This is a genomic window from Microbacterium candidum (assembly GCF_030315975.1).
In the GTDB taxonomy this organism is placed as follows: Bacteria; Actinomycetota; Actinomycetes; order Actinomycetales; family Microbacteriaceae; genus Microbacterium; species Microbacterium candidum.
In genome coordinates this window covers 604,673-621,597 of record NZ_JASXSZ010000001.1, presented here as the reverse complement: position 1 = coordinate 621,597, position 16,925 = coordinate 604,673, and the positions used below count along the sequence as shown (strand labels likewise).

Below are 16,925 nucleotides of genomic sequence, written 5' to 3'. Positions count from 1 at the left end.
GACGACGACGGCCGGCGATCACAGACCGTCGAGCACGTGCGAGAGATGCGTCCACGACCACGACCAGTCGCGTGCTTCGGCGCGTGCGCGAGCCTTCTGCGACCACCGTCCGCGGGCGTCGGGATCGGCGAGCAGACCCCTCAGCGCGGCCGCCAGCGCCGGCGGGTCGTCCGCTGGTACGAGCATCCCCGCATCGCCCAGCATCTCGGGAATCCCGCCGATGTCGCTCGCGACCGTCGGCAAGCCGGTGGCGAGAGCCTCCCCGACCGTCAGTGTCGCCGGTTCGTTCCACCGGGAGGGGACGACGAACACGTCGACGGCGCGAAGCTCTTCCGCGAGCTCCGTGCGGGCGGCGAATCCCGCGAACCGCACCGGGATCCTCGACTCCCCCGCCAGCCGGCGGAGCTCTCGTTCGTAGTCGCTCAGGGGCGCATCGGCGGCGAAACCCGGGCGGCCGATGATGACGATCTCCGCATGCGCGCTGTCGAGTTCGGAGGCTGCGCGCAGCAGCACATCCGGGCCCTTGTCCGGAATGACCCGGCCCATGAAGGCGATGCGGACGGGGCCGTCGGCCCGCGCGACCCGCGGGGTGAACTGCTGCGGGTCCACCCCGCTGCGGACCACGTGGATCCGCTCGGCGATTCCCGCGGGCACCCGCTCGCGAGTGGTGCTGGCGAGCGACTCGCTGACGCAGACGATGGCCGCAGCATCCCTCAGCGCCCGACCTGCTTCTGCGCGCGAGTAGGTCCCCCAGAGGTCGTTGTGCGCGTATAGGACGACGGTGTGGGCGCTGTCGCGGAGGAGCCACGGCACGATCGGCGCATTGTGGGCGAGGACGACACTCGGCGGCAGGTCGCTTACGGCCGCGGCGAGCGGCTCGTAGTATCGGGCGCCGGCTGCGCGTGGCATCCCCATCCGTCCGCGCAGGGGGTCCGTGTACCGCTCGAGCCTGGTCGGTCCCGGCGCGCGTACGTATTCGATGATGTCCGCGCTGTCGTACCGCGGCGTCCAGGTCGATTCGTCGAGGACGACCGCATGCCGGGGCGCACCGGCCCGCTCCGCAGCGCGCGCGAGACCATCGACGACGGTCGGGATCGCCGAGCCCGTACGGGGAGAGAAGTGGTCACCAGGCGTGATCAGATGGATGACGCGCTCCCCCGGCATGCGGCCATCCTACGGAAGGGCACGCCGGTACGATCGTTGGGTGCGTCCCACCGTCATCACGCCTCCCGGCCGGCTCGCGCTGCCGCCGTGGCGGGAGCTGTGGGAGGCGCGAGAGGTCGCGATGCGGTTCGGCCAGCGCGACATCGTGCTGCGCTACCGCCAGACATTCGTCGGCGTCGCCTGGGTGCTCATCCAGCCGCTCGCGTCCGCGGGCATCTTCGCGATCATCTTCGGCGCGGTCGCGAAGATCTCGTACGGCGGCATCCCGCCGTTCCTGTTCACCTTCATGAGCATGCTCGCGTGGACGCTGTTCTCGAGCACGCTGTCGCGTGCCGCATCATCGCTGGTCGCGAACCAGGCGCTCGTATCGAAGGTGTTCTTCCCGAGGATGCTGGTGCCCCTGTCCGGCGCCGCGTCGACCGTGCTCGACTTCGGCGTCGGTTTCGCGCTCGGCATCGTGCTGCTCGTCATCTACCGGGTGAATCCCGGCTGGCCGGTGCTCCTCGTGCCGGTATGGGTGCTGATCTTCCTACTGACGGCGCTCGGCATCGGACTCGCCGCGTCGGCGTGGATGGTCAAGTACCGCGACGTGCAGTACGTCCTGCCGTGGGTCCTGCAAGTCGCGCTGTATGCGACACCGGTCGCGTATCCGACCGACGCCGTGCCCGCGAATCTCCAGCCGTTGTTCCTCGCCAATCCGTTGGGATGGATGCTCGACGGCTTCCGATGGTCGGCGCTCGGCGCGCCGATCCCGCCCGCATGGCAGCTGATCGGTTCGCTCGTCGTCGCCGTGCTCGTGTTCTTCCTCGGCGCGATGGTCTTCCAGCGCTACGAGCGCACCTTCGCCGACCTCATCTGACGGCCGCTCGGCGAGAGCCTCGACATGTCAACGCAGAACGCCCCGGTCGAAACCGGGGCGTTCTGCATCACCTGACGGACAGGCAACGTGTCCTAGCACTTGCCGCCGGAGAACGGGAACTCGCACTGCGAGAAGCCGGCGGACGTCGGCGTCGGCGTGCAGTTCACCGTGAACGGTACGACCACGGGCGGGTGGTTGTCGGGGTCGGGGCCCGGGAAGTTGTGTCCCCATCCCACGGTCAGGGTGCCGGTGAAGCTCAGGTTCGCGCTGCTGGCGCCGTTCGCGAAGATGAGGACGACCACGGTGTCGCCGTTGTTGATCGGCGTCCCGAAGTCCGGGACGATGCCGACCACGTCGAAGGTCACGTTGGCGTTGGTCGCGACCGACGCGTTGTAGAGGAAGATCGTCTTGCCGGTGTTGTTCACCACCTTGGCGGTGAGGACGTAACCCTTGTTCGCGTCGAGATTGGCGGGGTGCGGGAAGTTGTTGCAACTCGCTCCCGGCCACTTGTAGGCGTTGCCGACCGTGATCGTCGGAGGGTTTCCCGATGCGGCGAAGGCCGGAGCGGGTGCGGCGATGGCGATGACCGGAACGGCCCACGCCATGGCCTTGGTGACGGTTCGACGGCTGATACCGTCGGCAGGCGGCTGCTCGAGCTCGCTCATTTTGGTGACCCCCAGGATCTGCGGGGCCGACGCGCCCCGGTGCGGAAGACGATATTACGTTGCTGTGCCGGGACACGATGATGCAAGTCCACGGGCCGTCTGGTGCCCCAGCCGCCAGACGTCCATACACCCAGAGGGTGCGATACCCGCGATGATACCGTAAAACCCCGGCGAAGGAACTCCCCCTTTCGCCCGACCGAAAGCGGAGGGCACATGGCGCAGGGCATCGCCGCGATCACGGCGACCAACGTCTCCAAGACCTACCGCATCAACCACCGCAGCAGTTCGAACCGTGCCACGGAGGCGCTCGTCGAATTCGCGAAGCAGCCGTTCCGCAGACCGGAGGTCGAGCACTTCGACGCCCTGCACTCCCTCGACTTCGAGATCCCACAGGGCGAGGCCGTCGGCATCATCGGCCGTAACGGCGCCGGCAAGTCGACGCTGTTGAAATTGCTGACGCGCATCACCGCGCCCACGACGGGACGGATCGAGCTCAACGGCCGCGTCGGCAGCCTGCTGGAGGTCGGCACCGGCTTCCACCCCGAGCTCACCGGACGCGAGAACATCTTCCTCAACGGCACGCTCCTCGGGATGCGCCGAAAGGAGATCGTGCGCCGCTTCGACGAGATCGTCGACTTCTCGGGCGTCGAGAAGTTCCTCGACACCCCCGTCAAGCGGTACTCGTCGGGCATGTACGTGCGCCTCGCCTTCGCCGTCGCCGCCCACCTCGACACCGAGATCCTCGCGATCGATGAGGTGCTGGCGGTCGGCGACGCCGAGTTCCAGCGCAAGTCTCTGGCGAAGATGAGGGATGCCGCGGCCGACGGCCGCACTGTCCTGTACGTGAGCCACCAGATGCAGACGGTGCTGAACCTCTGCACCTCCGCGATGTTCCTGCAGGCGGGAACGCTCGCCTACCAGGGCGATGTGAACTCGGCGATGGCACGTTATCGGGACTCCTTCGACGATCACGCCGCGGCGCAAGTCGAAGCGTCCCGCCGCCCCGGAACGGGTGAGCTGCGCGCCGAGGCCGTCACGATGGATCCCGCGTTCCATGTCGCCGACACGAAGGTCGTCGAGATCGAGATCGGCGACAACGCCGACTCGAACCTGCCGTACTTCGTCTCCGCGCATGTCAACGATGCGAATGGCGTCGTCCTTGCCCAGTGCGACTCCCGTGTCCACGGGGTGTGGCTCGACCCCGCACGAGCTCAGCGGCTGACCCTCTCCATCGACGGCCTGTGGCTGCGCCCTGGGCGCTACTCGGTCGACGTGTTCGTGTGTCGGGCCGGCATCCTCGACTCGTGGGAGGGCGCGGCGTCCTTCGAGATCCTTCCCGACCTGCCCTATCCCGAAGTCGGGTCGGAAGAGGCCGTCGCGGGCGGCGCGGTGCTCACCGACTTCACGTACAGCGTCGGCTGACTCCGCGCTTCACGTGAGGCGCGCATACACCTCGCGGTACGCCTCCGCCGTCGCCTTCCACGTGAAACCCCGAACGCTGCGGCGGCCCTCGTTCCCCAGCGATGCCGCCAGATCTCGGTCGGACAGCACAGCGCCGAGAGCGCGAACGATGTCGGCAGGTGTATCCGGCCGTGCGAGCAGGCCGTTGCGGCCCTCGTCGATGAGGTCGGCGGGACCACCGTTGCTCGTGGCGATCACGGGTATGCCTGCCCGCCAGCCCTCGAGGACGGTGATGCCGAACGCTTCGACCCGACTCGGAACGACGAGGGCGGACGCTCCTTGCATCACGGCCCCCACGCTGCCGCGATCGAGAGCGCCGACGAAGCGCACCCGCGCAGAGATCCCCTCCTCGGAAGCAAGGGATTCCAGTCGGCCTCGATCCGGCCCATCTCCGGCGAGAACGAGGTCGTGCGATGCCGAAACGGATCCGCTGCGCAGGAGAGTCGCGAATGCGCGGATCAGCGAGTCGAAACCCTTGACCGGCACGAGCCGGCCGATGCCGAGCACGTATCGCCGGCCGATCAGGTCCGGCGGCATCACTCCGATCGGCTCCGACAGGTCGACACCGTTGGGAACGATGTCGACCGCCCGCGGGCCGGCCCAACGATCGAGGTCGCGCGCGGCGAACGCCGAGCACGACGTCACTGCGTCGGCCCGCCGGAGCACCCGCGACAGGCCGTTGCGCAGGAGCCGCGACTGTTCGAACACATCGTCCATGAACGTCTCGCCGTGGTGGCTGTAGACGAGAGGGCGGTCGCCGGCCAGCGCGTTCGCGTAAAGCCCGTTGGGACCGAAGCACTGGATGTGCCAGATGTCTGGCCGATCCGTGCGATTCGCGCTGCGCCAGGCCGCGAGCGCAGCCGGTGAGCGAGCCGCGAATCCGACGGCCGGCCGCAGCGAGCGAGCGGGAAGCGGACACGGCAGGTAGCGCACCGGGAAGTCCGTCTCGCTGACCGGCTCGTCGCCCTGGTCGACAGCCCATACAGCGACCTCGTCCCCTGCGGCGTGCAGTTCCCGTGCGACGTTGGCGACGTGCTCTTCGACGCCGCCGATGCGAGGCGCGTAAGAACTCGTGATGAGCGCGACCCGCGCCATGCGCCCCCCTGCCGGCGCCGTCTCGCCTCGACGCTCGGGCTAGCCTAGAGCCGAAAGGGGGGTGGATGCCGACACTGACGCTGGCGACGACGGCATCCGCGAACCCCATGGGCGCTCAGCGCTACGAGCGCGAGCTCGTGACACGGGCACCGCAGAGCCTCCCGGGCTGGGCGGTGCGGCACGAGGTGTTCCGTTCGCTGCGGTCGCCGCTCGACGGCACCCGGCGCATTCCGATCGGCTGGCTCGCCCGTGCCGAGGGCGGCACCCGACGTTCCGCGGGCGCGCTGCTGTACCCGGCGAAAGCGGGCATCGTCCACCGGATGGACCTCGTCCTTCCCCCCTCGCGGCACGGGGATGTCGTCACGATCCACGACACGGTCGCGTGGGACTTCGATGACGAGTCCGCTCCCATCGGTGCGGCGGCAGCCGAGGCGCGGGCCGCCGACGCTGTGATCTGCGTGTCGGAGTTCACCGCCGATGCCGTGCGGACGCGCCTGGGCGTGCGCGATCCGGTCGTCATCCCGAACGGAGTGGATGACCGCTTCTTCGAGGCGGCGCTGCTTCCGCGAGGGCCGATCGCCGCGCTCGGCATCACGGGGCCGTACATCCTTCATGCCGGCGGGGCGTCCAAGCGCAAGAACCTCGAGGCGCTCGCCGAAGCGTGGCCGATCGTGCGGCGGGAGTTCCCGGATCTGACGCTCGTCCTCGCCGGCCCACCCCATCCCCGTCGTACGGAGCTGTTCTCCGGCGTGGCCAGTGTACGGCTGCTCGGAAAGGTGCCGGACGCGGTCATGCCCGAACTGGTGCACAGCGCCGAGGCCGTCGTCATCCCCTCCCTCTACGAGGGCTTCGGCCTGCCTGCACTGGAGGCGATGGCCGCCGGGACACCGGTCGTCGCAGCCGACACGTCCGCCCTGACCGAGGTCGTCGCCGATTCAGGGGTGCTCGTGGCCCCGGACGCCTCGGGGGTTTCCCGCGGCGTGATCGACCTCCTCCGCGACGCGGCGTTCGCCGAGGACCTGCGACGGAGGGGCTCCCGACGCGCGACCGCCTACACGTGGGACGCCTGCGCCGCCGCTCACGCCCGCGTCTGGTCGGCGATCGGGGGCTGAGTCCCGTCCAGCGCGCGCAGGAACGCGTCGACGGATGCCGACCACGTGAACGCCTCCGCCGCCGCGGCAGCATCGCGCCGGGCGGCGATGAGACTGTCCCCGACGAGCGACCGGATGGCCGAGGCGAGCGCGTCCGCATCGTCCGGCGGAACGTAGATCCCCGCGTCGCCCACCACTTCGGGTAGCCCACCCAGTGCGGTCGCCACGATGGCACAGCCCGACGCCATGGCTTCGAGCGCCGCGAGCCCGAAGGGTTCGTCCACGCGAGGAACCGCGCAGGCGACGTCGTGCTGCCGCAGCTCGAGGGCGAGCGCATCGTGGGCCAACCAGCCCAGACTGCGGCTGCCCGACGCGCGGAGGGAGCTCCGTACGGATCGGTCGTACGCCTCGGCGACGGCCGGGTCGAATCCGAATGTGCGGAGTTCGCCGATAAGGGTCAGCTCCACCGGGAACCCGTCGTTCCGCAAGCGCGCGATCGCGGCGGTCACGACATCCTGCCCCTTGTTGGGGTCGATCCGGCCGTGGCAGACGACTCGCACGGGTTCGTGCGGCGCGTGTCCATCGGGGTGGAAGAGCGCATGGTCCACCGCGTTGTGCACCACGGTCGGGGAGATGGACGGCACCGCCGTGACGATGGCCTGGGCGACGGAGTCGCTGACCGCGACGACGAGGACCGCTTCGGGGAGCTTCCCCAGTTCGCGTACGGTCGCCGCGTCAGGGTAGTTGTGCATCCAGAGCACGACGGACGCACGGCGGAAGCGGCCGGCCAGCGCACGTGCCGTGGGCGCGTCGTGCGCGACGAGGGTCGGATCCGCCACTCCGACTCCGCGCACTCCACGATGCACGGCACGTCGATACGCCGCGTAGTCACCGCCCGGGAATCGGCGGATGCGCGCCTCGATCGCGCCGAGGACGCGGGCGACCCGGCCCCGGGGCACGGCAGGCCCGTAGCGGAGAGCGGTCGGCGCACCCTCCGCGTAGAGCGCGACCCCATCGTCCGGTGCGAGCACCGCCACCGGCCGATCGCGGGCATCGAGTTCGCGGACGAGGTTCCTGATCACCGTCGCGACGGCGCCGGACCATGCCGCGGTGTAGTGCTCCTCGCGCGGGAGGACGAAGACGATCGGCGAGGTCATCGCGCGGGTCGCCGCCCGTCTCTGCGCAGCTGGACGAGTGCGGCCGGAAAGCCCGCGACCGTTCCGGCCAGGACTGCGCCCGCACGGGTGACGCCGCCTCCGACCTGCCTCACCGTCTGTCGCGGCGGAGTCCGCAGCGACCGCGTGAGTCCTCGGGCGGATCTCCGGAGCTCCTGGCCGATCTCCCGCGTCGCCACCCGGAGATAGCGGCGCACGATCGGATCGCTCATGCCGTACACCCGGGACAGGAGCACGATCGTATTGCGGTTGGCGTAGTACGAATAGCGTCGATCGAATCGGCGGCCCTTCGCGTATTCCCCGGGGAGGTGGTCGACGATCGCATCGGGCGCGTAGACGAGACGTCCACCCAGCCGGCGGATGCGCAGCGCGATGTCGCTCTCTTCGCGGAGACACGTCCCGGGGTAGCCTCCGCGGATGCCGCCGGCCCGCTCGATCGCGCTGCGCCGGAACGACATGTTGGCCCCGAGCAGATGATCGACCTCCACGTCTCGCCCCGGGTCGGCGGCGAAGTTCCCGGTCAGCCGTCCGTCGGGCAGGATGAGGCCGATCTCCCCGACACCGCCTTCCCTCTCCCCCGGGATGCCGTTGAGCGCACAACCCCCGACACCGTCCACCGTCGGGTCGGCATAGCGGGAGAGGATGCGCTCCAGCCAGTCCGCGCGTGCGTTCGCGTCGTCGTCGAGGAAGGCGATCACGTCCTCACGGCACAGGGAGACCCCGATCGCTCGCGCCTCCGGCGTCGTGCCGCGACCCAGCGGGTTCCGCACGTACAGCACCCCGGGATTCTCCTCGACGACCGCGCAGGTACCCGGCTGGTCCGACGAGTCCACGACCACGATGCGATCCGGGCGGCGGGTCTGCAGAGCGAGGTGCGCGAGGCAGTCGCGCACTCGGTCCGGCCGGTTGTATGTCGGGATGACGACGGCGACGGTGGTCACGAAGAGCTCTCCACTTCCTCGGTCCGGACGAGACCGACGCCCCTCCGGGCGTATCGTCGCGGCTCGTGTCGCAACGCGAGCATCTCGCGATGGAATGCGGAGTCGCGGACAAGCGCCAGCAGACGTTCATCGTACGGGTTCCCCCGCACCGCCAGGCGGCGAGCCGCGGCAGCCATCGCATGGAACGCGATCCGCAGGCGAGGCAACCGGAACGATGCGTGGAGCCAATGATGGAAGTAGTAGGCGTCGCATCGCCCGTAGCCCTCTGCCTGGCGCCGCAGCCGCGCCGGGTCCAGGCGACTGGGATCGAATCGGTGCTCGACGACGGCACCCCGCACGCCGCGGATGGTGAAGCCGGCCTCGATCGCCTGCACGTAGACCAGAACGTCCTCGCTTCCCGGCCAGCGCGCGGTTCCCAGCCGTTCGTCGAAGGGGATGCGTTCGCCGAGCCTCCGCACGAATCCCATGTTGGCGCCGATGAACCCGGGACGGTCAAGCGGTGGTTCCGGGACATGGGCGAAGTAGCGGGCGGCGAGGTCGTCGGTCATCCACGGCCGCCGGAGCGACGGAGACATGGACACCCCTCCGACGACGGCGTCGGCATTCCCCTCGAGTAGCGGTCGCGCCATCGTCGTCACCCACTGGCTCGGTACGGCCGTATCGTCGTCGGTCCAGAGGACGACATCACCCCGGCATGCGGAGAAGCCCTCACGGCGTGCCCGCCCGATCCCCGGCTGGGGCTCGAGGACGTATCTGCACCGTTCATCCCGTGCCGCGAATCCGGCGACGACGTCACGTGTCGTATCCGTCGACCCGTTGTCCACCACGATGAGTTCCGCCGCCATCCCCATCCGCGCGGCATCGTCCACCGCGGCAAGGACCGCGCTCACGGACTCCGCGAGACGGCCGGCGCGGTTGCGGGTGCAGATGACGACGGAGACCTGGGGCGCGCCGGCTCCCGGTGATCCGGTCATCGTGACGACCTCGCACCTGCTTCAGCCGCGGCGACGACGTCTGACAGCCGCTGCCACGACGCCTCCCACGAAAGCTCGATCGCTCGCGCCCGCGCCGCGTTCCCCATCGAGAGGCACCGCTCCGGCGACTCGACGAGGAGCTGCACCGCGTCCGCGAGCGCCCTGGCGTCTTCTCTGGGGACGAGGCTTCCGACGCCTCCGAGCACTTCGGGAGTTCCCCCGGTCGCGGTCGCGACGATCGCCTGGCCGCTGGCCATCCCCTCGAGCAGCGCCAGAGAGCAGGGTTCATCCCACCGCGAGGGCAGCACATGGATGTCCGAGCCCGCCAGTGCAGCGGGCAGATCGGCCCTCTGTACATGGCCGAGCGCCCGCACCGCGACCCCCGTAGCGCGGAGCTGGTCGAAGAGGGCTGCGACACGTGCCGAGTAGGGGTTCGCCCTGTGCTCTCCCCAGTCGGTGTCCCCGACGAGCTGGACGTCGAAACCGACCCCCCGATCGGCGAGGATCAACGCGGCCTCGAGAAAGGTATCGACGCCCTTCTCCACCGCCACGCGGCCGAGGAATCCGATGACCGGAACACGGTCGGGCCGCAGCTCGCCCGTGCCGAATGCGGCGGCGTCCACGCCGTTGAGGCTCGTCACCACGGCCCCGGGCGTCATCCGGTACACCTGCTCGACGGCCCGAGCGAGATACCCGCTCACGGCGATGGAAGTGATCCCCTTGTCCATCGTGAATGCGCGCCGGTACCGATCGGATGCGAGCTCGAGGTTGTGGAACCAGTGGATCACCGGAACGTCCTTGAACACACCGCGCAGATGGACCGCCAGTTCGGGGTCGTTGTTGACCACAACGGCAGCTGCGGGCTCGGCTTGGAGGTTCTGGACGACGTCGTGCGCGTACTCCCATTGATCGGGGCGGGCCCACCCGGTCAGCCGCCGGCGGGCCCGGTCCACTCGCCCGAGGACACCGCTTCGCTCATCCCGCCGCGGCGGCAAGAAGGTGATGCGGTCGTGCTCGAGAACGCTGAGGGAGTCGTCGGCGTGCCTGCGGGTGACGATCCGCAGGGGAACACCACCGGACGCCGCCCGACGTGCCATCTCGTCCACGCAGGTCGCGATGGCCCCGCTGTGAGTCCGTGTGAACGTCTCACGACTGTTGTTGATGAGGACGACGTCGTTCACGACTCACCGCGCCACGTCCGGCGATAGGGCGGGAGCACCGTCATCCGGTGCCATTCGCGGTCTCGTCGCGTCCAGCCGAGAAGAACCGCTGCGACGGGATGCCTGGTGCGCCAGCGCCACATCGACAGCATCCGCTGATACGTGTCGCTGTGCCCCGACCACGCCGCCTTCCTGACCATGTAGGCATCGTCTCGGACCCAGCTGTAGTGGAGGATCGCCTGGTCGGCGCGGACGACGCGGTGGACGACGGCATCTCGTGGATGGGTCGGGTCGGTGTTGGACGCCGCGATGTCCACGCGGAGGATCGGCAGGTTCGACTGCCTGCAATGTACGAGAGTCGCACCCGACCGGATCACGACAGGGCCGGGATACCCGGAGCGACGCCTCCAGAAGCTGCGCGTCGTCTCGAGGAATCGCCCCCGAGCCGTCCGCGTGTAGAGGTAGCGGGCGGGAAACTCGATCGCCTCGCATCCGATCGCCTCGGCTTGATCGATCGCCTCGAGGAGCGCGGTCGTGTCTTGAAGCACCTCGTCGGTGTCGAGCTGAACAACCCAGTCGGCGCCAGGCGACGCGGCGGCGAGCGCCGCCTGTCGCTGCGCGGTATCGCTCTCCAACGCCGTCCGGCCGGGGTCGTAGAACGCTCCGGGGACGAAGCGCATCTTCTGTGCGCTGTCGATGGCGCGGAGACGTCCCAGGCACTCTTCGATCGGCAGCGGCGTGCCCGTCCAGGACCGGCCCGTCTCGTCGTACGAGACGACGATCTCGTCGACGATGTCGTAGTAGCTCAGAACGCTGTCCTCGAGCCACCATGGGTCGGCGGCGAGTACGTACGCATGGATTCGTCTGCGAGCTTGGGGGGACTCCCATACCGCTCGCGTCGGCGGGGAGCCATCCCGATCAGCCACGGCGGGCGCGATGGCGGCGCGCTGTCGTGCCCGAGGCGTCGGTCGCGTTCTCGGGCGAGTCCGCATTGAGGAGCGAATCGAACGCGCTCAGCCCGATGTTCTCGTCCGCATCGGACGCATCCGCCGGGGCGACGAGATGGAGAGATCCAGCCACGGCCGCCACCGGGGGCGCCTCGGTCTCCGCGTTCTTCGACGCGGCCACCGCCTGTTTCTTGGACGCCGGAACAGCTGCGACCGGCTCCTGCGCAGTGGGTATGGAGGCCTGCTCCGGCGGAGCGGCGAGGGCCGGGTCACCCACGAGGATCGCGGGAGCCGGCGTGATCGACCGTGAGCCGGCGGTGACGGACGGTATCCGCACCGGGATGGGCGGCGCGGCGGCCTCGTCGGCAACCGGATCCGCCCCATACTGCCTCCGGTACTCGTACGAGTACGGCGACGCGTCCGCCCCCTTGAGCGGCACCTTGTTGAGCACGATGCCGAGGGCCCGTCCGCGCGCCTTGCGCAGCGTATCCAGGGCCTTCTCCACCAGATCGTAGGTGGTCTTTCCGACGCTGACGACGATGAGCGCACCGTCGGCCTGATGCGTGAGCACAGCACCATCGGTCACGGGGATCAGCGGCGGCGCGTCGATGATGACGGTGGAGTGTGCCGCCAACTCCTCGAGGACCGCCTTCATGCGCGCGGATCCGAGCACCTCGCTCGGGTTGGGCGGAACGCTCCCGGCCGCGAGCACATAGAGGTTCTCGGACTGCGGCGCACGCTGCAGGACGTCCCCGATGTCGGCTCGACCGGCCAGGATGTCGCTGAGCCCCGCGCTCGACGACAACCCCATCGTCTGTGCGACCTTCGACCGGCGCAGGTCGCCGTCGACGAGGACGACGTTCGATCCGTTCTCTGCGAGCGTCAACGCGAGGTTGCAGGCAATCGTCGATTTGCCGTCCCCGGGGAGGGGGCTGGTGACGACGATCGTGCGCGGCGGGTTGTCGACGTCCATGAACTGGAGGTTCGTCCGCAGTGTGCGCATGGCCTCCGCGACGGCGAACCCGGGGCCTTGACGACCCGCGGCCGGGTCGAACAGCCGCATCTCGGAATCATCCTGCTTGGAGAGAGGGATGGTGCCGACGACAGCGACGTCCGTCTTCTTCTCGACCTCGTCCGCAGCGCGCACGCGACGGTCGGATGCTGTCCGCATGAGCGCGAACCCGACGCCGAAGCCGAGCCCGATGACGGCACCGACGAGCAGCGCAGTCCGCAGGTCGGGGAAGACCGGTGACGTCGGGAGCGATGCCGAACCGACCGGTGTGATGTTGACGGCAGCCGACCCCGGTTGCCCGGTCGTTCCGTACACCTTGTCGATCGTCTTCACCATGCCGCGGATCCACGCTTCGGCGAGCGCGCGCGCCGAAGCAGGACTCGATCCCTGTGCGACGATCCGGAGAACTGTCGTACCCGGCGGGTTGGTGACCGTCACGAGGTTCACCAGCTGTTCCGGCGTGGTGTTGAGGTTGAGGTCGGTGATGACGTTCTGAGCGACTTCCCGATAGCCGGCCAGGTCGAGATATGCGGCGACTTTGTTCTGGGCTGCCGTGTCGTTGGTGCCGAAGAGCGACTGCTCCTGAGGACCCGTCGGCACCGCTACAGTCTTGATGACGCCGCTGGCCGCCGCCTCATAGAGGGGGGTCTGCAATTTCGCCCAGCCGAAGGCCACGCCCACACCCACGATGATCATCATGAGGATCGCCAGCCAGTGGCGTCTCAGGCCTCGCGCGTAGTCCCGCAGCTCCATCAGTCCCCCAACGGCCCGGTACCCTCAGCCAAGTAGGCTCACGGTATGTCTGCCGCGTTCACGATACGTGTGCTCGATTCGATCATACGCATCGAGTTCGACGCGACGCTGGGAGACGACGGCGCCTCGGCCTTGAGGTCCCCCTGGGTCGCTCTCGGGGCGGATGGGCGACCAGACGCGACGATCCGTGTCGTGATCGGCGAATCAGAGGCCTCTGCGACCGGCACGACGATCGTGCGCGCGACCGATGTCGATCACGCGGCACAGTATCTGGCGACCGCGCTGACGTTGGAAGGAATCAGAGGTCTTCGCGGCCGAGCGCTGCTCCTCCATGCAGCCGCCATCGCCTTCGACGACGGTCGCGTGATCGGCTTCGTCGGTCCGAGCGGACGCGGCAAGACCACTGCCTCGAGAGCGCTCGCTCAAGCGGCGGGCTATGTCACCGACGAGACATTGGCGGTCCTCCCCGACCTCTCCGTCATTCCGTACCCCAAACCGCTGTCCGTCCTCTCGGGACCGCCACCGAAGCGCTCGATCGATCCCGCCGGGTTGGGAATGCAATCTCTGCCGGACTCACCGCTCCGTCTCGGCGCGCTGGCGCTCCTCGAACGCCGCCCCGATATCGTCGAGGCGTACGTCGAGAATGTGGAGTTGTCGGAGGCGATCGGGCTGATCGTCCCTGAGACGAGCTCGTTGATCGCCATGCCACGGCCGCTCGGCGACCTCGTCGATGTGATCCAGCGCACGGGCGGCGTGCGGCGGGTCATCTACAGCGAGGCCGGTCAGCTGCCCGCGCTTCTCCCGGAACTCCTGGCTCTCGCAACCCCTCCGCGTGAGGATGTGGAGGTCGTCACGCCTGTCGCTGCTGAATCGCCTCGACAGGACGGCATCTACCGACGTGCGCCCTTCCACGACGCGGTGCGGATCGGCCAGCGTCTGGCGATCCATGACGGTGAGCGGGTCGTCATCCTCGATGGCCTCGGACCGGAGCTGTGGGAGTCGGCGGACGGTGCGTCTCGCGCAGATCTCGTTGCACGCGTGACCCGGCTGGACCCGCCCCCGGAGGGCGTGGATGCGGGGGCCGAGGTCGAACGGCGACTCATTGCACTCGCGGAGGCAGGCCTGCTGATCCGCGACTGACTCAGACGAGCGCCGCCTCCGCCTTCAGCAGCTCTTCGTCCCGTGTCCTCTGCAGCGCCTGCGCCCCGAGACAGATGCCCGCGATGACGAAGGGTATCGATACGGCCGCCGCCACCCAGAAGAGATCGAACTGCGCCTGCACCAGCCGGCTGAGGATCGCGGCGAACGCCAGTGTCCCGTAGACCGGATCGACACGCCACAGGACGATCAGCATGCCCACCCACATGACGAGGAAGGCGAGCAGGCCGACCGCGCCGACCGACACGAGCACCTCGATCTCCGCCTGCGGGGGCTGGAAGTCCGCCCAACCGCCTTGCGTCCAGAACCGCAGCCCGTGGCCGAAGACGGGCGCCTCCTTCCAGTACCCGTACATCGCGCGCAGCCACTCGAAACGCTGATGGACGGAGTTGAAGACGTTGTCGGAGCTGATCTGGTCGAGCACCATCGACACGATCATCCAGACGCCTGGAATCAGGAGGAGCAGGATGAAGCGGGAGTGACGGACTCCGCCGGCGCTCTTCCGCAGCGCGATGATGACGATGGCGACGATGAGTCCCGCGAGCGCCTGTCTGGACTGCGTCATCACGATCCCTATGCACAGGAACCAGAAGGTGAACCGCGCCCAGCCGATGGACAGCGCCATCCATGCCGGGTTCGCGTAGGCGATCAACGCGACGAACGCCATGACGGTGCCGGCGAAGTTCTTCTGCATGCCGAAGGGCCATGACGGGTAGACCGGGCCGAAGTCTCCATGCACGTACTGGACGAGCCCTCCGATGACGGTGCCGACTGCGATGACGCAGCCCGCCCAGATCATCAGGAGGAAGGCCAGCCGCGCATAGCCTCCGCGGCCGAGCGCCCATCCCGCGATCAACGCGCCCGATACAAGAAGCCACGCATGGAACCATTCGACCGTATTCGCCGTGTAGGGCACCACGATGACCGTGAGCAGCGTTGCGAACTGGTAGACGAGATCGAGCCAGAGCATCGCGCGCAACGGACGGCTGTAGTTTCTGTTCCCGAGCAGTATGGCGGTGCCGAATGCCGCGGCGAGTGCGAGATCGGACACCGACAGGTCGGCACCGCCGAGGCCCGCGCGCAACGGAATGAACAAGGCGGGCACGGCCATCAGCGCGATCGCGAGCGATGTCCGCGCTGTGAGCGCCGCCGCGATGACGAGCCCTGCGAGCGCGATGCTCGTGACGAAGCTCTGGTCCGGGACACGCGTCAGCAGAATGTAGACCGCGACGACGGCCCCGGCCGCCATCAGCATCCAGCGCCACGCACCCGCCCACCATTCGGCGAGGCGAGCGAACCAGACGTCCGTGCGCATGGAGTGGCCCTCCCCTCGGCCGATCCGACCCCTCTAGTATCACCCTCCGGGCGGCGGCTCCAGAAGGTGCCGGCCGACCAGGGTCGAGAGGAACGCGCCGACGTCCATCGCGATGTCGGAGGAGCGCGCGCCTACCCGGAGCGCGACGCGGTCGACGATGTCTCCTTCCGAGTCGGAGAGCGCTTCGCGCCAGACGACCGCGGCCGTTCCGTCCAACCGGACTATCGGACCGTCTGGCAGGCGGGTGACGAACAGATCATCGCCGCGCTCGACCACGGCGACCCGCGGGGCGACCTCATACCCCGTCACTTTCCGCGCCCTTCCTTCGCCTCGCGCAGAGCACGCGACGTTCGTGCGAAGAAGGCCGCCGCGATCTCGGACCGCGACGGTCGACGGCCGAAGTCGTGCTCGAGCTGCTCGACGTTGACGAGCGGCGCACGCGCCGCGATCCGCACCGCCTCGTTCAGGGACGGAGCGGCACGAACGCGCGCCCACCATTCCTGCGAGCGCGTCCCGCCTTCCGTGATGACCTTCCACAGCCGGTAGTCCGACGCTCCCCGACGGCTCTCGAGGCATCCGGATGCCGCCGCGAACGCCGTCCGCGCCTGCAGCGCATCCACGCACCCCTGCACAGTCTCCCTGTCGATGCCTGGATCATCCACCCACCGCCCGACCGGGTCGTCGGCGCCGTTCCGGGCGGAGTTCAACACGAGAAGTGTCGCCTGCATCTCGAGCGACGGTGTGGATGCACGGGCGCCCGGCAGCTCGACCTCCTGCCGTCCGGTCCACATGAGATCGAACGCGACAGAAGGCTCGCGCCGAACGCCGGGGAACAGCCGGTGAAGATCGAAATAGCCCCACATCGGATGGTGATACGTCTGCGCATGCCCGAACGGCGAACCGTACGTGAACGTGCTGTACACCGTCCACTCATGGGCGCGCAGCGCCGTGTCGAGCCGCGCGACGTGGCTCGGCCGCACCAGCGCATCGACGTCGGTGCCGGTCATCGCGACCGCACGCAGACGCGGGTCGACGGCATCCCCTTTGATGTGAAGGATGTCCGCACCCACATCGTCGGCGATCACCTGGATCGCTGGGCGGGCGAGCGCGACGCGCACGTCGAGCGGGATGCTGACCCCGGGCGCATCGTCCACC

The 16,925-nt window shown here is 68.8% G+C and carries 16 protein-coding genes; 4 read left to right on the top strand and 12 right to left on the bottom strand.

The window, feature by feature from the left end; genetic code table 11:
• Positions 1 to 18: 18 nt before the first annotated feature.
• Entirely contained in the window at positions 19 to 1,164 is a 1,146-nt protein-coding gene (locus QSV35_RS02940) for a glycosyltransferase family 4 protein (RefSeq protein WP_286286544.1), read from the bottom strand.
• 40 nt (positions 1,165 to 1,204) lie between these two features.
• On the opposite strand from QSV35_RS02940, the gene QSV35_RS02935 reads away from it, so the two are divergent.
• Positions 1,205 to 2,023, top strand: a complete 819-nt coding sequence (locus QSV35_RS02935; protein ID WP_286286542.1) for an ABC transporter permease — start codon at positions 1,205 to 1,207, stop codon at positions 2,021 to 2,023.
• Between the two features lie 92 nt (positions 2,024 to 2,115).
• Here QSV35_RS02935 and QSV35_RS02930 read toward each other — a convergent pair whose 3' ends face one another.
• Entirely contained in the window at positions 2,116 to 2,688 is a 573-nt protein-coding gene (locus tag QSV35_RS02930) for a hypothetical protein (RefSeq protein WP_286286540.1), read from the bottom strand.
• 213 nt (positions 2,689 to 2,901) lie between these two features.
• Between QSV35_RS02930 and QSV35_RS02925 the strand changes: the two genes are divergently transcribed.
• Complete coding sequence (locus QSV35_RS02925; protein WP_286286538.1) at positions 2,902 to 4,110, top strand: ABC transporter ATP-binding protein; 1,209 nt, start codon at positions 2,902 to 2,904, stop codon at positions 4,108 to 4,110.
• Positions 4,111 to 4,119: 9 nt separating this feature from the next.
• On the opposite strand, the gene QSV35_RS02920 is transcribed toward QSV35_RS02925, so the two are convergent.
• Positions 4,120 to 5,244 (bottom strand): glycosyltransferase family 4 protein, encoded by a 1,125-nt coding sequence (locus tag QSV35_RS02920; protein WP_286286535.1) that lies wholly within the window; start codon positions 5,242 to 5,244, stop codon positions 4,120 to 4,122.
• 65 nt (positions 5,245 to 5,309) lie between these two features.
• On the opposite strand from QSV35_RS02920, the gene QSV35_RS02915 reads away from it, so the two are divergent.
• On the top strand, positions 5,310 to 6,356 hold the full coding sequence (locus QSV35_RS02915) for a glycosyltransferase family 4 protein (RefSeq protein ID WP_286286534.1): 1,047 nt from the start codon (positions 5,310 to 5,312) through the stop codon (positions 6,354 to 6,356).
• Here QSV35_RS02915 and QSV35_RS02910 read toward each other — a convergent pair.
• From QSV35_RS02910 to QSV35_RS02885, 6 genes are read right to left on the bottom strand one after another with little or no spacing between them, the layout of a single operon-like run.
• A complete protein-coding gene (locus QSV35_RS02910; RefSeq protein WP_286286532.1) occupies positions 6,323 to 7,492 on the bottom strand; it encodes a glycosyltransferase family 4 protein in 1,170 nt (389 codons plus the stop codon). The genes QSV35_RS02915 and QSV35_RS02910 overlap by 34 nt on opposite strands.
• Entirely contained in the window at positions 7,489 to 8,451 is a 963-nt protein-coding gene (locus QSV35_RS02905; protein WP_286286531.1) for a glycosyltransferase family 2 protein, read from the bottom strand. The genes QSV35_RS02910 and QSV35_RS02905 overlap by 4 nt, the downstream gene beginning before the upstream one ends.
• Positions 8,448 to 9,425: a glycosyltransferase family 2 protein gene (locus QSV35_RS02900; protein WP_286286528.1), complete on the bottom strand. Its 978-nt coding sequence runs from the start codon at positions 9,423 to 9,425 to the stop codon at positions 8,448 to 8,450. The genes QSV35_RS02905 and QSV35_RS02900 overlap by 4 nt, the downstream gene beginning before the upstream one ends.
• The gene (locus tag QSV35_RS02895; protein ID WP_286286526.1) at positions 9,422 to 10,606 is read right to left on the bottom strand and encodes a glycosyltransferase family 4 protein; all 1,185 of its coding nucleotides are present in this window, start codon (positions 10,604 to 10,606) and stop codon (positions 9,422 to 9,424) included. The genes QSV35_RS02900 and QSV35_RS02895 overlap by 4 nt, the downstream gene beginning before the upstream one ends.
• On the bottom strand, positions 10,603 to 11,511 hold the full coding sequence (locus tag QSV35_RS02890; RefSeq protein ID WP_286286524.1) for a hypothetical protein: 909 nt from the start codon (positions 11,509 to 11,511) through the stop codon (positions 10,603 to 10,605). Before QSV35_RS02890 ends, QSV35_RS02895 begins: the two co-directional genes overlap by 4 nt.
• A complete protein-coding gene (locus QSV35_RS02885) occupies positions 11,504 to 13,297 on the bottom strand; it encodes a tyrosine-protein kinase domain-containing protein (protein ID WP_286286522.1) in 1,794 nt (597 codons plus the stop codon). Before QSV35_RS02885 ends, QSV35_RS02890 begins: the two co-directional genes overlap by 8 nt.
• A 192-nt stretch (positions 13,298 to 13,489) precedes the next feature.
• Here QSV35_RS02885 and QSV35_RS02880 point away from each other — a divergent pair, with 192 nt between their 5' ends.
• Positions 13,490 to 14,437 carry a hypothetical protein gene (locus tag QSV35_RS02880; protein WP_286286520.1) on the top strand — a complete coding sequence of 316 codons (948 nt, stop codon included), beginning with the start codon at positions 13,490 to 13,492 and terminating at the stop codon, positions 14,435 to 14,437.
• A gap of 1 nt (position 14,438) precedes the next feature.
• Here QSV35_RS02880 and QSV35_RS02875 read toward each other — a convergent pair whose 3' ends face one another.
• From QSV35_RS02875 to QSV35_RS02865, 3 genes are read right to left on the bottom strand one after another with little or no spacing between them, the layout of a single operon-like run.
• Complete coding sequence (locus tag QSV35_RS02875) at positions 14,439 to 15,770, bottom strand: O-antigen ligase family protein (protein ID WP_286286518.1); 1,332 nt, start codon at positions 15,768 to 15,770, stop codon at positions 14,439 to 14,441.
• A 39-nt stretch (positions 15,771 to 15,809) separates the two neighbouring features.
• Entirely contained in the window at positions 15,810 to 16,079 is a 270-nt protein-coding gene (locus QSV35_RS02870) for a PqqD family protein (RefSeq protein ID WP_286286516.1), read from the bottom strand.
• Positions 16,076 to 16,924, bottom strand: a complete 849-nt coding sequence (locus QSV35_RS02865; RefSeq protein WP_286286514.1) for a nucleotidyltransferase family protein — start codon at positions 16,922 to 16,924, stop codon at positions 16,076 to 16,078. The genes QSV35_RS02870 and QSV35_RS02865 overlap by 4 nt, the downstream gene beginning before the upstream one ends.
• Between the last annotated feature and the right edge of the window lies 1 nt (position 16,925).

Bases quoted from the DNA above. Each gene is read 5' to 3' on its own strand.
- QSV35_RS02940 (WP_286286544.1), bottom strand. From the start codon at position 1,164: ATGCCGGGGGAGCGCGTCATCCATCTGATCACGCCTGGTGACCACTTC.
- QSV35_RS02930 (WP_286286540.1), bottom strand. From the start codon at position 2,688: ATGAGCGAGCTCGAGCAGCCGCCTGCCGACGGTATCAGCCGTCGAACC.
- QSV35_RS02925 (WP_286286538.1), top strand. From the start codon at position 2,902: ATGGCGCAGGGCATCGCCGCGATCACGGCGACCAACGTCTCCAAGACC.
- QSV35_RS02920 (WP_286286535.1), bottom strand. From the start codon at position 5,244: ATGGCGCGGGTCGCGCTCATCACGAGTTCTTACGCGCCTCGCATCGGC.
- QSV35_RS02915 (WP_286286534.1), top strand. From the start codon at position 5,310: ATGCCGACACTGACGCTGGCGACGACGGCATCCGCGAACCCCATGGGC.
- QSV35_RS02910 (WP_286286532.1), bottom strand. From the start codon at position 7,492: ATGACCTCGCCGATCGTCTTCGTCCTCCCGCGCGAGGAGCACTACACC.
- QSV35_RS02900 (WP_286286528.1), bottom strand. From the start codon at position 9,425: ATGACCGGATCACCGGGAGCCGGCGCGCCCCAGGTCTCCGTCGTCATC.
- QSV35_RS02885 (WP_286286522.1), bottom strand. From the start codon at position 13,297: ATGGAGCTGCGGGACTACGCGCGAGGCCTGAGACGCCACTGGCTGGCG.
- QSV35_RS02875 (WP_286286518.1), bottom strand. From the start codon at position 15,770: ATGCGCACGGACGTCTGGTTCGCTCGCCTCGCCGAATGGTGGGCGGGT.